At 64.2% G+C, this 20,741-nt stretch carries 18 protein-coding genes and 1 tRNA gene; 7 read left to right on the top strand and 12 right to left on the bottom strand.

The features are described from left to right. Positions 1–105: 105 nt before the first annotated feature. From V7116_RS07610 to V7116_RS07590, 5 genes are all read right to left on the bottom strand, one after another. Positions 106–969 carry a carbohydrate ABC transporter permease gene (locus tag V7116_RS07610; protein ID WP_324391298.1) on the bottom strand — a complete coding sequence of 288 codons (864 nt, stop codon included), beginning with the start codon at positions 967–969 and terminating at the stop codon, positions 106–108. 9 nt (positions 970–978) lie between these two features. Then, positions 979–1,854, bottom strand: a complete 876-nt coding sequence (locus tag V7116_RS07605) for a carbohydrate ABC transporter permease (protein ID WP_324391297.1) — start codon at positions 1,852–1,854, stop codon at positions 979–981. An 89-nt stretch (positions 1,855–1,943) separates the two neighbouring features. Then, positions 1,944–3,614: an extracellular solute-binding protein gene (locus V7116_RS07600; protein WP_324391296.1), complete on the bottom strand. Its 1,671-nt coding sequence runs from the start codon at positions 3,612–3,614 to the stop codon at positions 1,944–1,946. 267 nt (positions 3,615–3,881) lie between these two features. Beyond that, positions 3,882–3,955: transfer RNA gene (locus V7116_RS07595), tRNA-Val, on the bottom strand. Between the two features lie 95 nt (positions 3,956–4,050). Continuing rightward, positions 4,051–4,332: a YtxH domain-containing protein gene (locus V7116_RS07590; protein ID WP_324391295.1), complete on the bottom strand. Its 282-nt coding sequence runs from the start codon at positions 4,330–4,332 to the stop codon at positions 4,051–4,053. Between the two features lie 282 nt (positions 4,333–4,614). Here V7116_RS07590 and V7116_RS07585 point away from each other — a divergent pair, with 282 nt between their 5' ends. Beyond that, complete coding sequence (locus tag V7116_RS07585) at positions 4,615–5,289, top strand: DUF2726 domain-containing protein (RefSeq protein ID WP_324391294.1); 675 nt, start codon at positions 4,615–4,617, stop codon at positions 5,287–5,289. Between the two features lie 61 nt (positions 5,290–5,350). Here V7116_RS07585 and V7116_RS07580 read toward each other — a convergent pair whose 3' ends face one another. Further along, positions 5,351–6,565, bottom strand: coding sequence for an extracellular solute-binding protein (locus tag V7116_RS07580; RefSeq protein WP_324391293.1), 1,215 nt, complete (start codon positions 6,563–6,565; stop codon positions 5,351–5,353). Positions 6,566–6,732: 167 nt separating this feature from the next. On the opposite strand from V7116_RS07580, the gene V7116_RS07575 reads away from it, so the two are divergent. Both V7116_RS07575 and V7116_RS07570 read left to right on the top strand, forming a co-directional pair. After that, positions 6,733–7,989 carry a winged helix-turn-helix domain-containing protein gene (locus tag V7116_RS07575; RefSeq protein ID WP_324391292.1) on the top strand — a complete coding sequence of 419 codons (1,257 nt, stop codon included), beginning with the start codon at positions 6,733–6,735 and terminating at the stop codon, positions 7,987–7,989. A gap of 250 nt (positions 7,990–8,239) precedes the next feature. Beyond that, complete coding sequence (locus tag V7116_RS07570) at positions 8,240–9,190, top strand: threo-3-hydroxy-L-aspartate ammonia-lyase (protein WP_324391291.1); 951 nt, start codon at positions 8,240–8,242, stop codon at positions 9,188–9,190. A gap of 41 nt (positions 9,191–9,231) precedes the next feature. Here the strand turns inward: V7116_RS07570 and V7116_RS07565 are convergent, their stop codons facing one another. Together V7116_RS07565 and V7116_RS07560 are read right to left on the bottom strand one after the other, a co-directional pair. After that, positions 9,232–10,482 carry an MFS transporter gene (locus V7116_RS07565; protein ID WP_324391290.1) on the bottom strand — a complete coding sequence of 417 codons (1,251 nt, stop codon included), beginning with the start codon at positions 10,480–10,482 and terminating at the stop codon, positions 9,232–9,234. A 158-nt stretch (positions 10,483–10,640) separates the two neighbouring features. Further along, positions 10,641–10,856: a cold-shock protein gene (locus V7116_RS07560; RefSeq protein WP_324391289.1), complete on the bottom strand. Its 216-nt coding sequence runs from the start codon at positions 10,854–10,856 to the stop codon at positions 10,641–10,643. Positions 10,857–11,299: 443 nt separating this feature from the next. Between V7116_RS07560 and V7116_RS07555 the strand changes: the two genes are divergently transcribed. Next, positions 11,300–11,947: a hypothetical protein gene (locus V7116_RS07555; protein ID WP_324391288.1), complete on the top strand. Its 648-nt coding sequence runs from the start codon at positions 11,300–11,302 to the stop codon at positions 11,945–11,947. 32 nt (positions 11,948–11,979) lie between these two features. Here V7116_RS07555 and V7116_RS07550 read toward each other — a convergent pair whose 3' ends face one another. The 4 genes from V7116_RS07550 to V7116_RS07535 form a co-directional block, all read right to left on the bottom strand. After that, positions 11,980–13,356 carry a replication-associated recombination protein A gene (locus V7116_RS07550; protein WP_324391287.1) on the bottom strand — a complete coding sequence of 459 codons (1,377 nt, stop codon included), beginning with the start codon at positions 13,354–13,356 and terminating at the stop codon, positions 11,980–11,982. Between the two features lie 272 nt (positions 13,357–13,628). Next, entirely contained in the window at positions 13,629–14,906 is a 1,278-nt protein-coding gene (locus V7116_RS07545) for a hypothetical protein (protein WP_324391286.1), read from the bottom strand. Positions 14,907–14,945: 39 nt separating this feature from the next. Further along, complete coding sequence (locus tag V7116_RS07540) at positions 14,946–16,031, bottom strand: lysylphosphatidylglycerol synthase transmembrane domain-containing protein (RefSeq protein ID WP_324391285.1); 1,086 nt, start codon at positions 16,029–16,031, stop codon at positions 14,946–14,948. Positions 16,032–16,088: 57 nt separating this feature from the next. Continuing rightward, the gene (locus V7116_RS07535) at positions 16,089–17,969 is read right to left on the bottom strand and encodes a hypothetical protein (RefSeq protein WP_324391284.1); all 1,881 of its coding nucleotides are present in this window, start codon (positions 17,967–17,969) and stop codon (positions 16,089–16,091) included. A gap of 139 nt (positions 17,970–18,108) precedes the next feature. Here V7116_RS07535 and V7116_RS07530 point away from each other — a divergent pair, with 139 nt between their 5' ends. From V7116_RS07530 to V7116_RS07520, 3 genes are read left to right on the top strand one after another with little or no spacing between them, the layout of a single operon-like run. Further along, entirely contained in the window at positions 18,109–19,317 is a 1,209-nt protein-coding gene (locus V7116_RS07530; protein ID WP_324391283.1) for a PQQ-dependent sugar dehydrogenase, read from the top strand. Positions 19,318–19,377: 60 nt separating this feature from the next. Next, entirely contained in the window at positions 19,378–19,965 is a 588-nt protein-coding gene (locus V7116_RS07525; protein WP_324391282.1) for a hypothetical protein, read from the top strand. Continuing rightward, the gene (locus tag V7116_RS07520) at positions 19,962–20,660 is read left to right on the top strand and encodes a PHP domain-containing protein (protein WP_324391281.1); all 699 of its coding nucleotides are present in this window, start codon (positions 19,962–19,964) and stop codon (positions 20,658–20,660) included. The genes V7116_RS07525 and V7116_RS07520 overlap by 4 nt, the downstream gene beginning before the upstream one ends. The last annotated feature ends 81 nt before the right edge of the window (positions 20,661–20,741 follow it).

Raw genomic sequence — 20,741 nt, 5'->3', positions numbered from 1 at the left:
GGGAAAGGGCAAAATGCAAACATCGGGCGGAGCAAACAGGCCCCGCCCACACAGAGATCGTATACCGTATCCCTGAAAGATCGCTGATGTGATTCTCCGCCGTGTTTACCCCTTGACCGCGCCCATCGTCAGGCCGCGCACGATGTAACGCTGCACGAACAGCGACAGGATCAGCGGCGGCAGCACGGCCATCAGCAGGCGCGTCGAGACGTAGCCGAAGTGGATGCCGCGCACGGTCCCGGTGCTGCTGATCTTCACCGTGAACGGCTGCGCGTCGCGCACCGTCAGCACGCTGGCGAACAGGAACTCGTTCCAGGCGAAGGTGAAGCAGATGATGCCCGCCGCGACGATGGCCGGTCCCGCGATGGGCAGCGCCACACGCAGGAACACCTGCCGGTGCGACGCGCCATCGACCAGCGCCGCTTCCTCCAGGTCTTTTGGCAGATCCGCGAAAAAGTCGCGCGTGATCAACACGGCGAACGGCATGACGAACGTCGCGTTGACGATGATCATGCCTAGGCGCGTGTCGAACAGGTCGAGGCGCTGGAGCATCAGGAAAAACGGGATCAGCGTCGCCACGGGGGGCAAAAAGCGCTGCGACAGGAACCACGACACGAGGTTGCGGTTGCCGATGCGGAAGCGGAAGCGCGCCAGCCCGTACCCGGCGCTGGTGCCCAGCGTCAGCGCGACGGCGGTCGCGCCCAGGGCGATGATCCCGCTGTTTTTGAGCGCGTTGAAGTTTTCCTGACCGCCCGTTTGCAGCTCCGCTTTCCAATTATCCATGATCGGGTCGAACTGCACCCAGGGGATCAAGGACGATTCCAACGCGTCGCGCTGGGGCTTGAACGAGGTGATGATCGCCCACAGGAACGGGTAGAGGGCGATGAGCGTCACCAGCAGGATGGCGATCCACATCAGGGTGTGGCCTACGCGCTGCTGAGCGTTGCGTCTCGACACTTGTGTGCTCATGGCGGCCTCCTACTGGACCTCGTAGCGGGCGCGCACGCGCCAGAAGAATATGGATGTGATGATGATGGCGACGATCACCAGCAGATACGCCAGCGCGGAGGCGTAGCCCATGTCGAAGTTGCGCAGACCCGTCAGGTAGATGTAGTAGGAATAGGTCTGCGTGGAGACGCCCGGCCCGCCGCCGGTTAGCGTGTAGGGGATGTCCAGAATTTTGAACGTCTCGACCATACGCAGCATGGTGATCGTGCCCAGCGCGGGCGCGATCAGCGGCAGCGTGATGCGGCGAAACAGCGTCCAGGCGTTCGCCGTGTCGAGCCGAGCGGCCTCATACAGTTCGTCGGGGATCGACTGCATGGCCGCCAACACGATGATGAACACGAACGGCGTCCACTGCCACGCGTCCACGATCAACACGGCGAAACGCGCCGCCCAGGGTTCCGTGAGCCAGTAAACCGGCTCGCCTCCTAACCCCGTAATCAGGTGATTGACGGGGCCGCTCTGCTCGTTGAACAGAATCATGCCCAGTTGGCCGAGCGCGATCGGTGCGGCGAAGATCGGCAGGGTGAGGATGGCCCGGAAGGCGCGCAGGCCGGGGATGTCGTGGTTGAACAGCCACGCGATGAACGTGCCGAGCACGATCGTCACCAGGACGCCGCCGATGATCACGAACAGCGTCATTTCGAGTACCTCGGACACGCGGTTGTCGGCGAAGATGTCCGAGTAGTTCTGTACGCCGATCCATTCGCCGGGGCGATTGCGCCGCCCCATACGTTTGTCCGTAAAGCTCAGCGCGAGGGAATAGAGCAGGGGAAACAGAGTAAAGCACAGGACCCAGATGATGCCCGGTATCACAAACCAGAGTCCGGCGCGGTTTTTAATGGTCATGGATGCCTACCTGTTTGATCCGCGGATGTCAAAAGGGGGAGAGGATGCATCCTCTCCCCACTTCCTATGCAGGCTGGCGAGCGTGCGTATTACTCCGAGGGTGCGTACCCGATCGATTCCTGATAGATGGGCAGCAGGTAGTCCCGCCCGATGTCGTCGGTGATGTCCTCCCACTCGCTGGCGACCTCGTCCAGCGCTTCCTGCGCGGACAGCTCCCCGATCATCGCTTCGGCCAGCCGGATGTCCAGAATGTTCCAGTATTCCGGCGTGCCGGGGATGCGCAGATAGGTCTGGCTGGTGGGGAAGGTGAACAGGTTGTCGCCGTAGCCGGTGATGTAGGATTCCACGTCGCCCGCGTCGTACCCGGCGGCTACGTAGTCATCCACAGAGGCTTCACCGGCGGGCGGGAACAGGTGCGGGGTTGAACTGGGATCGACACCAGTCCAGCCGTAGACTACATTCCAGAACAGGATCGGCGGTGCGGCCTGCATCGCCAGGAAGTAGTAGGCGAGATCCGGCACGTCCGACGCGCTGGAAATGACGCCGTGCCACGATGCACCGACGAGGTTGCCCACGCAGTTGGAGTTCTCGGCATTGTGGACGAACTCGCCTGTCTCGCGGTCGTACCAGTCTTCCGAGCAGAGGATGCGCGATCCGCCCAGCTTGCCCTTGATGGTGGAGGCGTTGGGGTCCTGGGCCAGCGAGCCGACGTCGCCCCACGAGTAGAGCATCACGGCGTTGCCGTTCAGGAAGTTGTCCCAGGCTTCGCCCAGTTCCCAACCGAACTGCGACGGGGACCCGGTAGCGGCCAGTTGTTGCAGGAATTCGAGCGCCGCGACGTGGCCCGGCGAGTTGATCACGGGCGTCATGTCGTCGGGATCGAACCAGTAGATGTTGTCGTACTTGGTGACGGCGGTCGGATCGCCGCCCTCTGCCGGGGTGATGGAGAAGGGTGCGGAGAGCGCCATGTAGTGGAAGAAGCCCTGCCCACCGACCTTGAGGTGCAGGCTGACGCCGTCATCGGGATCACCGTCGCCGTTCCAGTCCTTGCCGTTGAAGAACTGCGCGACCTTGAGCATCTGCTGCCAGGTCTGCGGCGGCACGGGCATCGGCTCGCCGGTTTCTTCCTCGTAGGCGGCCTGCCATTCGGGATCTTCGAGGATGTCGCGGCGATAGTAGAACATCTGCGTATCGCCGTCGTTCACCACGCCGTACCAGCTGTCGCCCCACTTCAGAAGCTGCTGAAGCGGTGCGGCGACCTTCTCCGGCTCCCACATGGGATAGCCTTCGGCCCCGATGTAATCATCAATCGGGATGATCCAGTCGTTGCTGATATAGTCGCCATAGAACCACGAGGCGTTGATGATGGCGTCGTAGGTGTTCTGGTTGGTCGAGAAATCGACCGTCAGCGTAGTGAGCATCTGCTCGAACGGGATCTCGATGATTTCGAGTTTGGCCCCTGTTACGGCCTCGAATGCGTTACGCCAGAAGTATGGCGCACCCGAAATGACGCCTCGCGTGCCGCTCGCCAAGACGCCGATGGTGAGAGTCTGGCCCTCGAAGCGGTCGCGCGCGTCGGGAAGATTGGCGGCGAGCAGCGCTTCCATCGCGGATTGGCGTTCCTGGTCATCGATGGCGGTTGGGAAGAGTTCTTCGGGAGTCATCCCCTCGAATGGGTCATCCCCTTGTGCGGTGACTAAGATACTTCCGGTCGGGATAACGAGGGCGAGTACCAGGATCAGGACGATTAAGCGTTTCATGCGTTCGATCCTCCGTAAGTATAGACTAACAGGTTAAGTATATGTACTAAATACTCGCAATAGGCGAGTTCGTATTCAGTATATTACAAGAGTTGAGAAGCGTCAAAGCGTGAATAATTATTTACGACCGGAACGTTATACTGGCGCGGACCGAATTGAGTGTACGGAAAGAATAGCCGGGGCGGTACCGAAACCGCCCCGGGTGAAAATGCAAAAACGCCGTTTCTGACCCCCATGTGATCGGGGCTGGAAACGGCGCTGCTGTGATGGGCGGCGAGGGACTCGAACCCCCGACATCCTCCTTGTAAGGGAGGCGCTCTAACCAACTGAGCTAGCCGCCCGCACTGCGCTCATTATAGCCAGCGGAGGATTGCCCCGTCAAGCGCGGAAATTCGGCACAGTGCGGGCTTCAACCGCCCGGTAGGGGCCTAATGCCTTATTTGATGTTGCTGATCAGCTTGTCAACCTCTTTGCGAAGGTTCTGGTATTCCTTCTCCAGACGGTCAAGGGCATCGCTGCCCGCGTCGGAGGTGGCCTTCACGCCGGAATCCAGGCTGTCGCTGATGCGCTCGCGCGTCTTCTCGCCTTCATCCGGTGCGAACAGCAGCGCCAGCGCGGCGCCAATGCCCAGGCCCAGCAGCAGAAAGACCAGCATATTCACAACACCACTGCTCTTGCCCTGAAGTTCCGCATCGCCCATATAATAGCTGCGACTCATCTTCTACTCCTTCTTCGCGCCTCACCATCGGGTGATTATCTCTACTCATAGTGTAAGCATACGGGAGATCGCGTGGCAAAACACCCGCCATGCGGACGGTCTTGGCATAGGTGAAGTGGGCCATTTTTCACGGAAAATTCATGCACGAGCGCTTAGTAGCGATCGCGCCCATGGGGAGCGAACTCTACAATACCGGGTCTATAACAGTGGGTTAAGTCTTTGTAACTAGGGAAGAGACTCAGCCCTTACGAACTCCGTATCGAGTCGAAGGATTAAATACTGATGGCGACCAAACAGCGGGTGAGTTTCTGGCAGTGGTTAGGGCAGATTTTGGGGTTTGCCCGGCAGAAAGAGAAGCTGCCGTACAGCTTGAAAACAGAACTACTTTCTGCGGGCGAGATTTCGTTCTATCACATTCTGAAAGCAATCGCAGGACCATCTGTAACGATTTGCCCCAAGGTGCGCCTGACGGACGTGTTCTCGGTGCAGTCGGGAAAAGGGTGGCAGTCCAACTGGAACCGGATTTCGCAAAAGCACGTCGATTTTCTGTTGTGTGATGCTGCAACGATGACGCTGTTGATGGCTGTTGAGTTGGACGACAAGAGTCATAAGCGTGCTGATCGTGAGGCGCGGGACGAGCTTGTAAATCGGGTCTTTGACGATGCTGGATTGCCGCTGCTGCACTTTCCTGCGAAGGGGAGTTACCGGACGGACGATATTGCTGCTCAGATCGTGCCTTGTCTCCGGCGCAACCAGCCGATTACGGCAGTAAATCCAGTACAGCCCGTCGCGTCCGTAGAGGGTGGTGCACCTTGTTGCCCAAAGTGCGGCAAGCCGATGGTGATCCGCACGGCGAAATCAGGTGCGCGTGCGGGCGAGCAGTTCTACGCGTGTTCCGGCTACCCGCAGTGCAAGACGATTCTCAATATTCCTCAGATGGCGGGCATCCAGCAGTAGATCGTCTTCTTGTAGCAGGCGACACGTGCTCTAGCCAAGTCGCCTGCTATTCATCTCCGTATCAACTCGTCGCCTGCTCGGCGGCGGCCTGGATGCTCGCCAGCACGTCGTCTAGCACAGCGCGATCCGAGGCGAAGCGCAGCACGCCCGCAATGAACGCATCCCGCACCGACGGCGGCAGACGGTCGGAGAGGTCGAGCACGGGCTGGCTGTCAAAGACCAGCGCCGCCGCGCGCTCCATGACCGAATCGTCATAGGCGGTGTTAAGGTAGGGCGAGATCGTGCCGCCCAGCGCGGCCCAGGCCGCCGCCGTGTCCGGGCTGGTCAGGAAGGCGCCAAGCTGAATCGTTTCCGGCGCGTCGTTGAACAACACCAGGAAATCCCCGCTGACGGAAATGGATCCGGCGGCGCTGCCGGGCAGCGGGAAGAAGTCCGCATCGGCGGCGGAGGCGGCGTCCGCAATCCAGCGCTGCGCGGTGCTCGGCGCGAGGGCAAAGTGCGCCGTCGGCGGCGCGGTGAACGGCGCGAGCGCCGCATTGAGCCGGGTAAGCTGCGTTGTGCGATCGAGCGTGCCGGTGTCCAGCAGCGGCCCGGCCTGCGCCCACGCGTCATGCACGGACGGATCGGTCCAGGCGAGTGTGCCATCCGCCAGCCCTTCGATCACGGCGGTGCCGCCTGCGCGCGCCAGGATCGCTTCGATCAGGTCCGTGCCTGCGTCGCCCGACGCGAGGCCCAGCGCCCAGGCGGGCGTGCCGTCAGCGGAGAGCGCGGACGACAGCGCCAGCAGATCCTCCCAGGTGGCCGGGGGCGCGGCGTCCAGCGCGGCGGCATCGTACCAGGCCAGCCCGTCTGCCGCGATTCGCACCGCGCGACCGTATTCGGTTCCATCCACGCTCAGGGCATCGCTCAAAAACGCCGGGTAACCGGAGGCAGGCGCGCCGAGGGCCTGATCCAGCGGGATCAGCGACCCCGACTGCGCGTAGTCCGCGATCAGCGCCGGGCTGGCGACCAGCGCGGCGTCCGGCAGCGTGCTCTGCGCCGCCGCCTGTTCGAGCGTCGCAGCCATGTCGGAGGTGGTCACGAGATCGACCGTGACGTTCTGCGCCTGGAAAAACGGCAGCAAAAGCTGTTGGAAATCGGCCCGCTCGGTCTCGCTGGCGAAGGCCACCATGATGCGGATCGAGCCGTACTGCCGGACGGCAGCGACCGGTGCATGGGTGGCAGCCAACAGCGCCGCCAGGACGAGGATGGTCAAGAGGTGGCGAATACGCGGCATCGATCCCTCCACTTTAATGCTTTTACTGCCAGTATACGGGCGCAGGCGGCGTGCGGCAAGCAGCGTATCCCCGGCGCATAACCTCCGAATGCGAGTTGACTGGTTAGAACACCTGTGCTATTCTTGGGAAGTGTTAGCCCGCTGCGCCTATTTCCTGGGAGGACTCGATGCCTGCTACGCCCCAACCGCTGCCTCTCGCCGCCGTCCGCGCCGCCATTTTGCACGCGCAGGGACTCGCACTGGCGAACGGCGCGGAACCCACCCCGACGCCGGACCTGATGCGCCAGACTGTCGAGCAGCTTGGCTGCGTGCAGATCGACACGCTTCAGCGCGTGCACCGCAGCCAGTACGTCGCGCTGTGGAGCCGCCTGGGGACGTACGATCCCGCCGACTTCGACCGCCTCGTTTACGACAGCGACGAGCGCGCGCTGTTCGAGTACTGGCAGCATGCCGCCTCGATCATTCCGCTGAGCGAGTACCGCTACCGCCTGCAATACATGAAATGGTTCCGCGAGGGCACCAACTACCGCGATCACGTCTGGCAGGCGGACATGGAAGACGTGACGCTGGCGGCGGAGGTGCGGGCGCGCATCCTTGAGGAAGGGCCGCTGCGCGTGGCGGATTTCGAGCACGACGGCGGGCCGCGCGGCACGTGGTGGGACTGGAAGCCCGCCAAGCGCGCGCTTGAATACCTGTACAACCGGGGCGAATTGATGATCGCGGACCGGGTAAATTTCCACCGCGTATACGACGTGCGCGAGCGCGTCCTGCCGGAGTGGGTGGATACATCCGAGCCGACGATGGAGGAGACGTACCGCCACATGGTCGAGCGCAGCGTTTTCGCGCTGGGGCTGGCCCAGCCGGGCCACGCGGCGGATTATGCCTATGACGTGAAGCGCAAGATCGTCCAGCGCGTCGCGGCGGATCTGGTGGCGGAAGGCGTGCTGGTCGAGGTCGAAGCGGAGATGGCGGACGGGAAGGCGCGGACGATGATCGCGCACCGCGACCGGCTCCCGCTGTTGGAAGGAGCCGCCGACGGGGCGGTGAAGGCGGAGCGCACCACGTTCCTCAGCCCGTTCGACAGCCTGTTTTGGGCGAAGGGCCGCGACCGGGCGGTGTGGGGCTTCCGGCAGATGCTCGAAGCGTACAAGCCCGCGCCGAAGCGTGAGTTTGGTTATTTCTGTCTGGCGATTCTGCACCGCGACCGCCTCGTCGGGCGCTTCGATCCGAAGGTGGAACGGGCCAACGGCGTGCTGCGGCTCGAAGCGCTGTATCTGGAGCCGGACGTCGCGCCGGACGACGAGTTGATCGCAGGCGTGGCGACGGCCATGCGCGACTTTATGCGCTTCCACAACGCGGACACGCTGGTGATCGAGCGCAGCGATCCGGCGGCGTTTGGTGAGAAGCTGCTGGCCGCCCTGTAAGGCAGCGCTGATATTCCCCCACCCCCTGGCCCCTTCCCCCACGCAAGCGGAGGGAAGGGGAAACCACCCCACGTAACCCTGTTGCGCCGGGACCCCAGGGGAAAAGGCACGAGCCGGGCAGAGCAAGCCCCCCTACGGGATTGCTCGCCTGTAAGCGAATACGCTCTTGTTTCCCGCTCAAAAGTATGTCCCAACCATTAAACGCTGTACACTGGGGAGCGGATTTCGCCGTCACGGAAAAGAGGCAGCTATGTTCGATCAGGTGCAGGCGGCAGCCGCGCGGCTGGACGGAATCGCGCACCGCACGCCGGTTTTGACCTCGCGCACGCTCGACGAGTGGGTCGGCGCGGAGGTGTTTCTGAAGTGCGAGAATTTGCAGCGCGTCGGGGCGTTCAAGTTTCGCGGCGCGTATAACGCGATCAGCCAGCTCAGCGACGCGGAACGGGCGCGCGGCGTGATCACGTATTCTTCCGGCAATCACGCGCAGGCGGTCGCGCTGGCGTGCAAACTGCTCGGCGCGCAGGCGATCATCGTCATGCCGGACAACGCGCCCGCGACCAAGCGCGCCGCGACCGAGGGCTACGGGGCGCAGGTCGTCGCGTACGATCCGGCCACGCAGGACCGGCGCACTCTGGCGGAAGGGCTGGCCGCCAAGCACGGGTACACCATCGTGCCGCCGTACGACCACCTGAACGTGATCGCGGGGCAGGGCACGGCGGCGCTGGAACTCTGCCAGGACGCCGGGCCGCTGGATCTGCTGCTGACGCCGTGCGGCGGCGGCGGGCTGCTGAGCGGATCGGCCATCGCGGCCAAGGGCGTGTGCCCCGACTGCCGCGTGATCGGCATCGAGCCGGAGCTGGCCGACGACGCCACGCAGTCGTTCCGCACCGGGGAGCTGCACACGGTGCACAATCCGCCGACCATCGCGGACGGCACGCGCACGCCGTCGCTGGGCACGCTGACGTTCCCGCTGGTGCGCGAATACGTGGACGATATGCAGACGGTCAGCGAGGCGGCGATTCTGGACGCGGTACGGTTCCTGTTTTACCGCATGAAGCTGGTGGTCGAGCCGTCGGGCGCGCTCGGTGTGGCGGCGCTGCTGAGCGACGTCGTGCCCGCGTCGGGGCGGGTGGGCGTGATCCTCAGCGGCGGCAACGTAGATGGCGACACGATGCGCGTGATTCTGGACGAGCGCGAGTAGCCGTTCGCTGGCCCGGCGGACCAGATTCTGCGCCAGCTTCTTCAGGCTGCGGGCTGTTCTAAACGTGCAGGGCGGGTCTGGCTGTAGGTGAAGATGCCCACTGCGGCCAGCGCCAGCACCGCGCCAAAAAGGAATGGGGCCGCCGATCCGAAGCCGTCCCAGCCGAAGGCCCCCTGCCACAGCACGCCCGCCAGCACGCTGGCGGGCAGCGCCATCACGCCGACCGCCGCGTTGTAGGCGCCGTAGGCGGTGCCGCGCTGCGGCGGCGTGACCAGATCGGCCACCAGGGCTTTGGCCGCGCCTTCGGTCAGCCCATAATACAGCCCGTAGGCCGCATACAGCGCCCACATCTGCCACGCCTCAGCCGCCAGCCCAAAGCCCAGATACAGCAGCCCGTAGATCGCCCACCCGGCCAGAATCAGCCTGCGCCGCCCGACGCGATCCGACAGGGCACCCGCCGGACCGGAAAGCACTGCGTAGACCAGATTGAAGGTCAGCAGCATGCCCAGGATTCCCGCGACGCCCAGGCCGAGATCCTGCGCGCGCAGGATCACGAACGCGTCCGCCGAGTTGCCGAGCGTGAAGACTACGACGGCCAGCAGAAACCAGCGAAAACGCCGGTCAAGTCCTTTGAGCGTTAACTGGGGCGCGGGGCGCTTTTCGGTCACGGGCACGTCGTGCGCGCCCGCCGCGAGGACCAACACGGCCAGCGCAGCCGGTATGATGCTGATCAGGATCAACGTGCGGAATGTGGATCGTTCCAACTGCACGCTGTTGGACTGCGTCGCCCACACGACGAGCAGCGCGATCAGGATGCCCAGGGCGGCCCCGGCAGTATCTCCGGCGCGGTGAAGACCAAAGGCTACTCCACGCCGGTGTTCGTCGATGGAATCCGCGATCAACGCGTCACGGGGCGCGGTACGAATGCCCTTGCCCACCCGATCGCTGAAGCGCACGGCCAGCACGCCCCACCACGAGCCGACGACGTACAGAAACGGCTTGGCTGCCGTCGACAGCCCGTAGCCGATGACGGTGAGTGATTTGCGCTGGCCGAGTTTGTCCGACAGCCAGCCAGACACGATTTTGAGCAGGCTGGCGGTCGTCTCGGCAACGCCTTCGATCACGCCGATGAGGTTGGTTTTGACGCCCAGCACATTATTGAGAAACAGCGGCAGGAGGTTGAAGATCATTTCGCTGGAAACGTCGGTCAAAAAACTGGTGATCGTGACGATCCAGACGTTGCGCGGCATCGAGCGCCACGAGGTGGGGTTGGAGATTGCGCGTGTGGACATCGGGAATGAAGGCCTTTGTAGAGATCAGACGGCACGAATTTTCCTCTACAGTAAGGCCGTTTGTCGCCAGCCGCCAGTGGCTGTTTTATGCCAACAAAAACGCCCGGCATCACGAGGATGTCGGGCGTCTGATAGACTAACTGGATGGGGTGCTGACGTTAGCTGCCGAGGCGGATAACGTTAGCAGCCTGCGGGCCCTTCGGGCCGGTCGTGGTTTCGAACTCAACGCGTTCGCCTTCGTTCAGTTCACGGTAGCCGCTGCCCTGGATCGCGCTGAAGTGCACGAACACGTCGGGACCGTTATCCTGCTGAATGAAGCCGTAGCCCTTCTGAGCGTTGAACCACTTGACCGTGCCGTTCGTACGTGCTGCCATTTGGGGATTCTCCTCCCACACCTTCAAAAAGAGATACAGAATTTGTCGTGGGGACGGAGTTGCCTTGGTACAAAAATACCCGGCGCGGTTGGATCTTGTCGCGTCGGGCACTTGCTTCCGTTGATGCGAACAACGTTCTCCACTACGGGCTTCAGTGTAAAGGAGAACGGGCGCACTGTCAATACATAAATTTCGTAAAGATCTGCTTTTTTATAAGTTTATATAATCTCGCTAACCCCCTTAAATTCCCCTTAATTGGCCGTATGCGAGACGCCGTGTCGTCAGGTGAGCGTCAGGTGCGCAGAGTGTGCGTGCTCTCGGCGCGGGGTGGGCATCAGGCGGGCGTCCGGCAGTCGATTCGGCGGCGTCCTATAGTGAGGTCAAGCACTTATGACCGGGCTCAAGCCAACCTGTTCCGGGCAGTTCAAGACGTGGAGGTCTCAATGCGCAAACTCACATTTCTCCTCATGGCCGTGCTGATCGTCGCGTTCGCCCTGCCGGGCGGGGCTGCGCACGCGAACGCTTTTTCGACGCCCTGTGGCGACCAACAAGATCCGGGTACCGGAGTTTGCCGTCCGACCTACATGGGCGGCGAAGCCGTCACGCTGAAGGTGGGCGTGCCGTTTGCGTGGCTGCGCGCCCAGCCGCAAGCCCCGCAGGTTATTGCCACGGTGTGGCCCAACGCGGCTGCGACCATGCAGATCGCACCTGGTTCGCAGGGTCACTTCGACGGCTTCCAGTGGTGGTGGTTTGTGACTCTGGCGCCGTCCGGCCAGCCATACGTGGCGGGGTGGGTCGAGCAGGCGTCGCTGGTGGTGGCTTCGGTCGCTCCCAATGATCCGGCGGTGCCGGGGTACTGGCAGCTGCCCATCTCTGGCAGGGTGAAGGCCGGCATCCCGTTCGTGTGGATGCGCGCCGCGCCGTCTTCGCAGGCCGCGCCGGTCTACACGATTCCGCCGCTGGGACCGTTCGTGGTAGTCAGCGGGCCGAGCTTCGATGGTTACCAGTGGTGGTGGATGGTGATGTATCCCGGCCCATATGGACACGGCTACGGGTGGGTCGAGCAGGCCAGTATTCAGCCGCTGAGCTAGCGCCGCGCTTTATCCGGCGAGCAGGGTGATGGTTAGCCCTGCTCGTCGTCTTTCAACTGGCCGCGCGCCGCCATGCGGCTGCGGACGGACTGTTCGTAACCGATGTCCTTGGGCTGGTACCAGCCGGGCGGCTCCATGCCTTCCGGCAGGTAGCGCTGCTCGACCCAGCCGCCGGAATAATTGTGCGGATAGCGATACTCGCCCCGGTCGCCAGCGGCTTCTTCCATCGCACGCTGGTAGTTCTCGCGCACGTCGCCGTGAAAACTGCCGGACTTGTCGCGCAGGTACGGCGGGATCGGCCCCGGCCCGTGTTCCTCGATGTACGCCAGCGCCTTCCAGATCGCGCCCGCGCTGTTGCTCTTGGGCGCGGTGCACAGGTAGAGGCAGGCGTGCGCCAGGAAGTAGTTGCCTTCCGGCAGGCTGACGTGCTCGAAGGCGTTCGCCGCCGCGTTGACCACCACCAGCGCGTTCGGATCGGCCAGCCCGATGTCCTCGCTGGCGAGGATGTACAGGCGGCGGAAGATGAAACGCGGATCCTCCCCGGCGTGCAGCATCTTCGCCATCCAATACAGGGCCGCGTCCGTATCCGACCCACGCACGCTCTTGATGAACGCGCTGATCGTGTCGTAATGTTCGTCGCCGCCCTGATCGTAGCGCACGGCGCGGCGCTGGATGCTCTCCTGCGCCACGTCCAGATCGATCAGGATCGCGCCGCCTGGACCGGGCGGTGTGGTCTTGACGGCCAGTTCCAGCGCGTTGAGCGCGCTGCGCGCGTCGCCGCCGGACACGTGCGCGAGGTGGCGCGCGGCGTCGTCGGTGAGGCGGATCGGTTCCGTGCCCAGGCCGCGCTGCGTATCGTCCAGCGCCAGATTGAGGATAGTCACGATGTCGTCTTCGGTGAGCGACTTCAACTGGAAGACGCGGCTGCGGCTGAGCAGCGGGTTGACCAGCGAGAAGAACGGGTTTTCCGTTGTGGAGCCAATCAGCACGACCGTGCCATCCTCCACGAACGGCAGCAAGCCGTCCTGCTGAGTTTTATTCCAGCGGTGGATTTCGTCGATGAACAGAACGGTGCCCTGGCCGTACATGCCCATGCGGTCCTGCGCGGCGGCGATCAGCTCGCGCAGGTCCTTCACGCCGGACGTGACCGCGTTCAGGCGGCTGAAGTGGCGGCGCGTGCTGTTGGCGATGATGTTCGCCAGGGTGGTTTTACCCGTGCCGGGCGGCCCCCACAGGATGATCGAGGTGAGTTGGTCGGCTTCGATGGCGCGGCGCAGCAGTTTGCCCGGCCCGATGATGTGGTCCTGCCCTACGAACTGGTCGAGCGTGTTGGGCCGCATGCGGACGGCAAGCGGCGCAAACGATCGCTGGCGCTGGTTGCGTGCGTAATCAAATAAATCGGAAGACATAAGTGTGTGCCCCTCTGCATGCTGACCCCAGGCAGGAAGACTCTTATTGTACCGCGAGATGGGCAAAAGCAGGGATCAGGGGCTGGGGATTGGGGCCTGTAGGCGCTTCTGCGCCATGAACGGCCAAAACGGCTCTGTGTCAAGAGCACCTCACCCCCTGTACCCCCTCTCCAATCCGATTGGAGAGGGGGAAACGAGCGTGAGCGAGTGGGGGGTGAGGTTTCCCTTCGGAGCTTCTGCGCGCTTAAGACGATCTAACAGCCGCCGGAGCGCTACCAGTCCACCGCCTTAAGCGCCATGCCATCCGGCGCTAGCAGATCGGCCATCTGGCGCTGCAGGGTGGCGTTCCACGCAGCGGCGGGCGTGCCGAGCGGGTCGAAAATCGCGTAGGGCCCGCCCTCGATAAACTGCACCAGCAGCGCGCCATCACTGCCCAGGTGCCAGTCCGTGACGGGGGACGAAAAAATGGGACGGAATTTCGTCGGATGGCGCGTGCGGTCGGACTGCCTCGCCCGAACCAGCAGGCTCGTTGACGTTTCCAGTACGAGCGCCTCGGCGTCCGGCGTGGACTGGATGTCAGTGAAAACGCGGTCGGGTATGAACATTTTTACGTAAGTACAGCCATACAGTATCGCCAGGCCGCCACCGCCCTCGATGACTGAGATGTCAATGACTCGTTGGAGCAGGATAGAATCATGATAAAACGCAAAACCGGAATCAGGGCTGATGAAATAATTCGCCAGCACGCAGCTCGTCTCGGAGAATCGTTCCGTTTTTAGATCGAGGTCTACGATGGTAAAGGTATTTGTGATGCCGTCACTGGGGGGACCGTGTTGTGTGAGGATGGCGACCTGATCGCTGTCGGGCGTGAAGGCCCAATCTTCTCCCATACCGATCGAAAATGGCGCATGCCCGTTTAGTGGGATGACGACGATGCTCGATTCGATGGCTCGCCCCTTAATGGTTCCAACGGCGATTGCTTGCTGGTTGGGCGCCCATTCGATGTCGGTCACGTGTTTTTCATCAGCGACATTATCGATATAGTGTCGCTGATCGAACTGGGTGCTGTGGTAGCCCAGATTCAGCAGAAGCGTCTGCTCCTGGCTGTCGAGGTCGATCAGGATCAGGTGAGTCGTGCCGAAGTAGGTTGAGGCGAACTGCAACTTGACCCAGTACGAAACCTTGACTACCACCTTGCGGTTGTCCGGCGACACGGCGATCGAGTCGATGTGTGACAGGGTTTTCATGTTCGCCGCTGGTCCGGCGGGAAAGAATGTCTGCCGCTCGTTGTAATCCACCAGGAAACGTTCCAGGGCGTCGATTTCGTCCTGCGGGAACACCTCGGGCAGAATCCCGTGCCCTTCAATCGGCACGGACAGCAGCGTAACGCTGCGGTTTTCTGCCGGGGTGATGGCCGTGACGGTGTAGGCTGTGCCGGACGACGTGATCAGGTACACGGTTTGCGAAGTTGTCTGCGCCTGGGCAGGGATGGCGGGAGCGGCGAGGCCCACAGCGAAAAGCGCGACGATCAGGATAAACGTGCGTTTCACTGCCGTTCCTCCTTCGTGCTGCGTGAAGCTGGAAATCTGTCAATCGCTGGCGGCGCTGCGGGCGGCCTCGTACGCGGCGATCTCGGCATCCAGGGCGGGCGGGAACAGGATGTGCCGCGCCAGCACGATCACGCCCAGGCCGACCAGCACCCCGAGCCACACCTGGAAGATCGAGATCAGAAACGTCGCGGTGCCCGTGTCGGCTTTGGACAGCCCGACGATGCCGGAGAGCAGCGCGCCGACCGTCAGCTCGCGTCCGCCCGCGCCGCCGGGCATGGCCGACAGCGCCGCGATGATCACCGAAAAGCCGAGGATGAACGTCGCCTGGGCCAGCAGCGTCCAGGTCAGCGTGACGCCCAGGCCGCGCAGCAGCAGCGTGAAGCCGATGCAGTCGGTGAAGTACGCGCCCAGGCCAAAGCCGACCGTGATCACGAGATGGCGCAGGCGCAGCAGATCGTATGTGGCGTCGTAGAGCGTGCGCAGCGGTTCGTGGAAGCGCCCGACCAGCGGCCAGCCGCGCAGACGGTCGAGCAGCCAGTCCGCCAGCGGGCGGATTTGCAGCACGGCGATGCCCGCCAGCAGCGCGAGTGTCGTGCCGATCAGCACGCCGCGCACGGTCGCGGGGGAAACGGTGTCCGGCGCGAAGGACGGCGCGGCCAGGATCAACGACCCGGCAGCGAGCAGGATCACCGCGAGGCCGTCCACGAGGCGCTCTATGAACACCACGGGCACGGTCCGGCTGAAGGGCACGCCCGTCAGGTTTTTGACCACCAGCGACTTGAGGACTTCGGCCAGCTTGCCGGGGCTGAGCGACAGCGTCAGGCCCGCCAGCCACAGCAGGATGCTGTCGCGCTCGTGGATGGCGGGCGAGGCGTCCGGCGCGGCAGCGCGGGCCGGATCGCCGTGCACGGTCCGCACGCCGATGACGCCCAGGAAATAGCGCCACTCCGCGTAACGCAGCGCCCAGTTGACGACCTTCAGCAGAAAAACCGGGATCAGCAGCAGCACGGGGAAATCGCGCAGCTTGTCGGCCAGCGTGCCCGCGCCGGTGAAGACGATCACGGCGATGAGCACGACCGAAATGAACAGCAGCCCGGCCAGAACCTGATGTTGGTAACGACGCATGGAACCCTCCGCACGGCGTCTCATTGTAACTGCCGCGCAGACCGCCGCAACCGGCGATTACTCAACGGGCGGGCAGGACGGGCGCATCAGTTCGGCGTGCAGGCTGGCGACGTCGAAGCGCTCGCAGACCTCGAAGCGGTGGCGATCCATGTAGGCGCGCAGACCCCCGTTGATGACCGTTTCCTGCTCGACGATCACGACCGCGTCCGGCTGGACGCGCTCCCAGACCTGTTCCGGCGCGATGCCCCAGCGCTGGCTGGCGGTGTATTCGGCGGCGGTGCTGATCAGGTGGGGGTAATCGGGCAGGCCCCAGATCAGCATCTCCGTGCTGACCACCACCTCGTCACGGGTGACGCGCGATTGCAGCTTGTCGCCCAGTTCGGTGTACAGGTAGGGCGGGAAGCGGCTCGTGCGGATCACGTCCGCGATCACGCCGGGATCGAAGGCGGCGAATAACTGCGCCGCCAGCAGGACCAGCACCAGCGCGGCGGCGAGGGCGGTATGGCGGTTGTGACCGGGCGCGATTCCGGCGCTGCGCAGCCCATCGACCAGCAGCACGCCGACCGGCACGGCGTAAAGCGCGCTGAACAGGCTCGGATAGCCGGGGCGGTCGAATAACACGTCCGCCACGACCGCCAGCGCGAAAAACGCCAGCGCCGCGCGATCGGCGGGACGGCGCCGCCAGAGCAGGTAGGCGAGCGCGGCCCAGGCCAGCGTGCGGTCGAACAGGGAGCGCCAGACAAGGTAGGCGTTATCGAGCAGGCGCTCGCCGCGATTCTCGACCAGATCGGAGAGATACGCCTGGATGCCGCCCACGGGATCGATGTTGAAGACGTAATACAGCAGTCCGCCCAGCAGCCCGCCCAGGCCGAACCACACCAGCGGGCGGAGATCGGCGGGGCGGCGGTCGCGGGCCGTTTGCAGCGCCCATTCGCCCGCGTAAAACAGGCTGAGCGCGGCGATGTATACGATCGCGCCCGCGTGCAGTTCCAGGGCGAGCACGGCCAGCAGCCCGGCAGCAAAGTGCCACGCCGCGCGCTGCGCCGGGATCGCGGACTGGCGGGCCAAAATCGCGCACAACAGCAGCAGCATGCCCGCCGCCGGAAGCTGGTGATCGGGCCGGTAGTCCATGACCGGGATGAACGACTGGCTGAGCGCCGCGTACAGGGCGCTGATGACCCCCGCGCGCCACGAATACAGACGTGCCGTCACGGCGGCGATCCCGATGAAGGCCAGCAGGTAAAAGGCGAAGTTCCACGCGCGCCCGACCATCACGTCGAAGGAGACGTGTACCAGCAGCCAGCCGTACGCGGCAGGACTCCACCCCACGCCCGGGATGATGGCGACCGGCTCCTGAAGCCACGTGCGCGTATAGAGGCCGTCCGCGACGTAGGGCGAGGTCGCCATGTCGGCCCAGTTGGCTTCGTCGGGCGAGAAGCGCCGGTCCGCCAGCACGCCGATGAAGATCGCGGCGAGCAGCACGGCACACAGCGCGGCCAGCCCCAGCAGCCAACGCCGGGGACGTGCGGGGACATCGGGCGTGGTGCGGATGAGCAGCAGGCCCGCGAGCGCTGCGTTGGCGGCGGCGAACTGCTGGATGATCGCTTCGATGGGCGTGAAAAACAGCGCGGCGGCGGCTGCGGCCAGCCCGGCGATGAGGACGTAGTGCACGCGCGGCGGCAGGGCGGCGAGCGCCCCGCTGACGGCGCGGCGGGCCAGGAACAGGGCGATCCATCCGGCCAGGATGGCGACGGCAGCGGCCAGCACCACGGCGTAACGCGTGCTGTAGCGGTTCAGGATCTCCCCGCCGACGCTGGTATGGCGCAGCATCGGCACCAGCAGGGAAATCTGGATGGCGACCGCGCCCCCCAAAATGATGCCGGGCGAGAGACGGCGGTCCGGGGCCGTCGTGAGTTGAGGCTCTGGACTGGAAGGCATCACCGGATTCGATTCGTAAGGAAAGTGCAGGGCTGAACAGCGGGGTAGTATAGCCCGGCATGGCGCGAAATGGTAGAGGCGGCGGTCTCGCGTTATGATCGCGGCCCGGTTTTTCGTGCAGCCTCGTGATAAGGACATTATGCGAAACCTACTCACTGCCGCCGCAATCCTGGTCCTGCTGGCGGGCGGGGGACTCTCCGCCGCGCACGCGCAGTCCGGGCCGGGCATACGCGAGCAAGATCCGCCCTGCGCCTACGTGATCATTCCCTACCGCAACGTGAACACCACCTGCATCGAGCTGACGTACGACGACGTGCCCGCCAGCCAGGCCGCGCCGGAGCTGGGCGCGCTGGCAATCGCGCCGGACGATACGCTGTACGTGCTGAAGGTCGCGGCGGGTGAAATCTGGGCCATGCGCGACGAGGACGGCAACCGTTTCATGGAACCCGCCGAGCGCGTGGCGGGCGGCCTGACGCTGCCGACCGGGCTGGCGTTTTACGACGGCGCGCTGTATGCGGTCGATCTGGACGGCATCGCGCGGGTGGACGATCTCGGCGGCGAGGCCAGCGTGACGCGCCTCGTCGACGGCTGGGCGATCGACAGCGGCGTGTGGACCGGCGGCATCGGTGTCGGGCCGGACGGGCGGCTGTACGCGAGCGTGGGCGCGGCGTGCGGCGACTGCGCGGAGACGGTCGAGGGGCGCGGCGTGCTGCTCAGCTACGCGCTCGACGGCTCGGACCGGCGTATCGAGGCGACGGGGCTGCGCGCCCCGGTCGATCTCACCTGGGATCCCGCGACGGGCGACCTGTGGATTCTGGACCAGGGCCGGATCATTCCCGGTCTGGACAGCGACCAGCCGCCGGGCGAGCTAAACCGCTTCGCGGCGGGCGACGATTACGGTTTTCCGTACTGCTACGGCGGCCACCAACCCGATCCGACGCTGACGCCGCCGGGTGACGACTACTGCGCGCAAACGCATGCGCCGGAAACGCTGTTCCCGTACCAGAGCAACCCCAGCGGCATGGTGTTTTACAGCGGCGACGCGTTCCACGACTGGCAGGGCGATTTGATTCTCGCGCTGAACGGCTCGTGGAACCTGCCGGAACCGGCGGGGTATGCGGTCATCGCGGAGCAGTTCGCGGACGGCCTGCCGACCGGCACATACGAGTATCTGGCCCCCGCCAGCGAGAACCTCGATACGTTCCACCTGTACGAGTATTCGCTGAAGGGCTGGGGCTTCTACCCGTTTCACCCGGTTGACGTGGCCGTCGATTCGGCGGGCTGGATTTACGTCTCGGTGCAGGAAGGCCGGATTTACCGCATCCGCCCGCGCCCGGTCATGCGGTAGCGCGGCACGGCGTGGTATACTCCGGCGAGGTTTGGCACACGCACACCCGGCAGGAATAACATGGCAAAACGACCCTCGCAAGCAGCGCAGAACGCGGCCCCGGTGACGCCGGAAATGGCCGAAAAGCTGGCGATCAACCGCGCCGGGCGGCTGACCCCGGCACAGCGCCGCACGGTGATGATCGCGGGCATCGTTGCGGTGCTGGCGCTGATGTGCCCGCTGGCGCTGTTGGTCCAGTTCGGCGCGCTGGTGATCACAGGGACCATGCCCGCCGCGACCATCGGCGGAATCTTCTTTACGGCGCTGGGACTGTTCTTCGTGCTGCTGTTCGGCGGGCTGGCATGGACGAACGCGTCGATGTTCGTTCCCGATGCGTTCGGTAAACAGCCGGTACGCTGGGCGCGCGGCCTGCTGCAAATCCGCGTGCCGGAGCGCAACCGGCCCGAACTGCCGTTTTCGTACATCATCGACGATTACAGCTTCGCGCCCTACGTGCCGCCTCCCGGCACGGACCTGCGGCGCGACGTGCCGTACATCGTGTACTACGCGGCGCACAGCCGCATCTTTTTGAGCATCGCGGCGCTTGACGCCCCCGACGCGGCTCGCTGGCTGCCTGCGCCGGATCAAGAGAAGGACGGCAACGGATGACGACTCAGCACTCCGATTCCCGGTGGCTGATCGAGATGCACTGCCACACCGAATGGTCGAAGGACAGCCTGAACCGGATCGAGCAGGTGCAGCGGGCGGCTCAGCGGCGCGGCATCAACCGCATCCTGGTGACCGACCATAACACCGCCGAAGGTGCGCTGAAGTGGGCGCAGATCGATCCAGACCTGTTCATCCCCGGTGAGGAAGTCATGACCACGCAGGGCGAGCTGCTGGCGTGGTTCGTCAAGGAAAGCGTTCCCGCCCGCCTGACGCCGGAGGAGACGATTCGCCGCCTGCGCGATCAGGGCGCGGTGATCAGCGTGGCGCACCCCTTCGACAGCGTGCGTAAAGGGGCGTGGGCGGAAGAAAACCTGGACCGGATCGTGGATCTGGTGGACTGCATCGAGGTGTTCAACGCACGCTGCTTCTTCGACGGCGACAACCTCAAGGCGCAGACGTATGCCCTGGCGCATCACAAGCCCGGCACGGCAGGCTCGGACGCGCACATCCCGTACGAGTACGGGCGCGCGATGATGCGCGTCGCGCCGTTCGACGACGCGGAAGGGCTGCTGGACGCGATCCAGGGCGGCGAGATCGTCGCCAGGCGCAGCGCGTGGTGGGTGCACGGGGGCAGCAGCTACGCCAAATACCTGAAGCGCTACGGGCTGAAGAAACGCCTTTGGGAAGGCGGATAGGGTTCGGCGTAGAAGAGGGGCAATTCATGAATTGCCCCTACGGAATGCGTGTGACTAAACCCTTCGGGGAAACATGAATTC

The organism is Aggregatilinea sp., assembly GCF_036822615.1.
GTDB lineage: Bacteria > Chloroflexota > Anaerolineae > Aggregatilineales > Aggregatilineaceae > Aggregatilinea.
The sequence above is the reverse complement of the archived record's forward strand: the minus strand, read 5'-3'. Positions and strand labels throughout refer to the sequence as shown.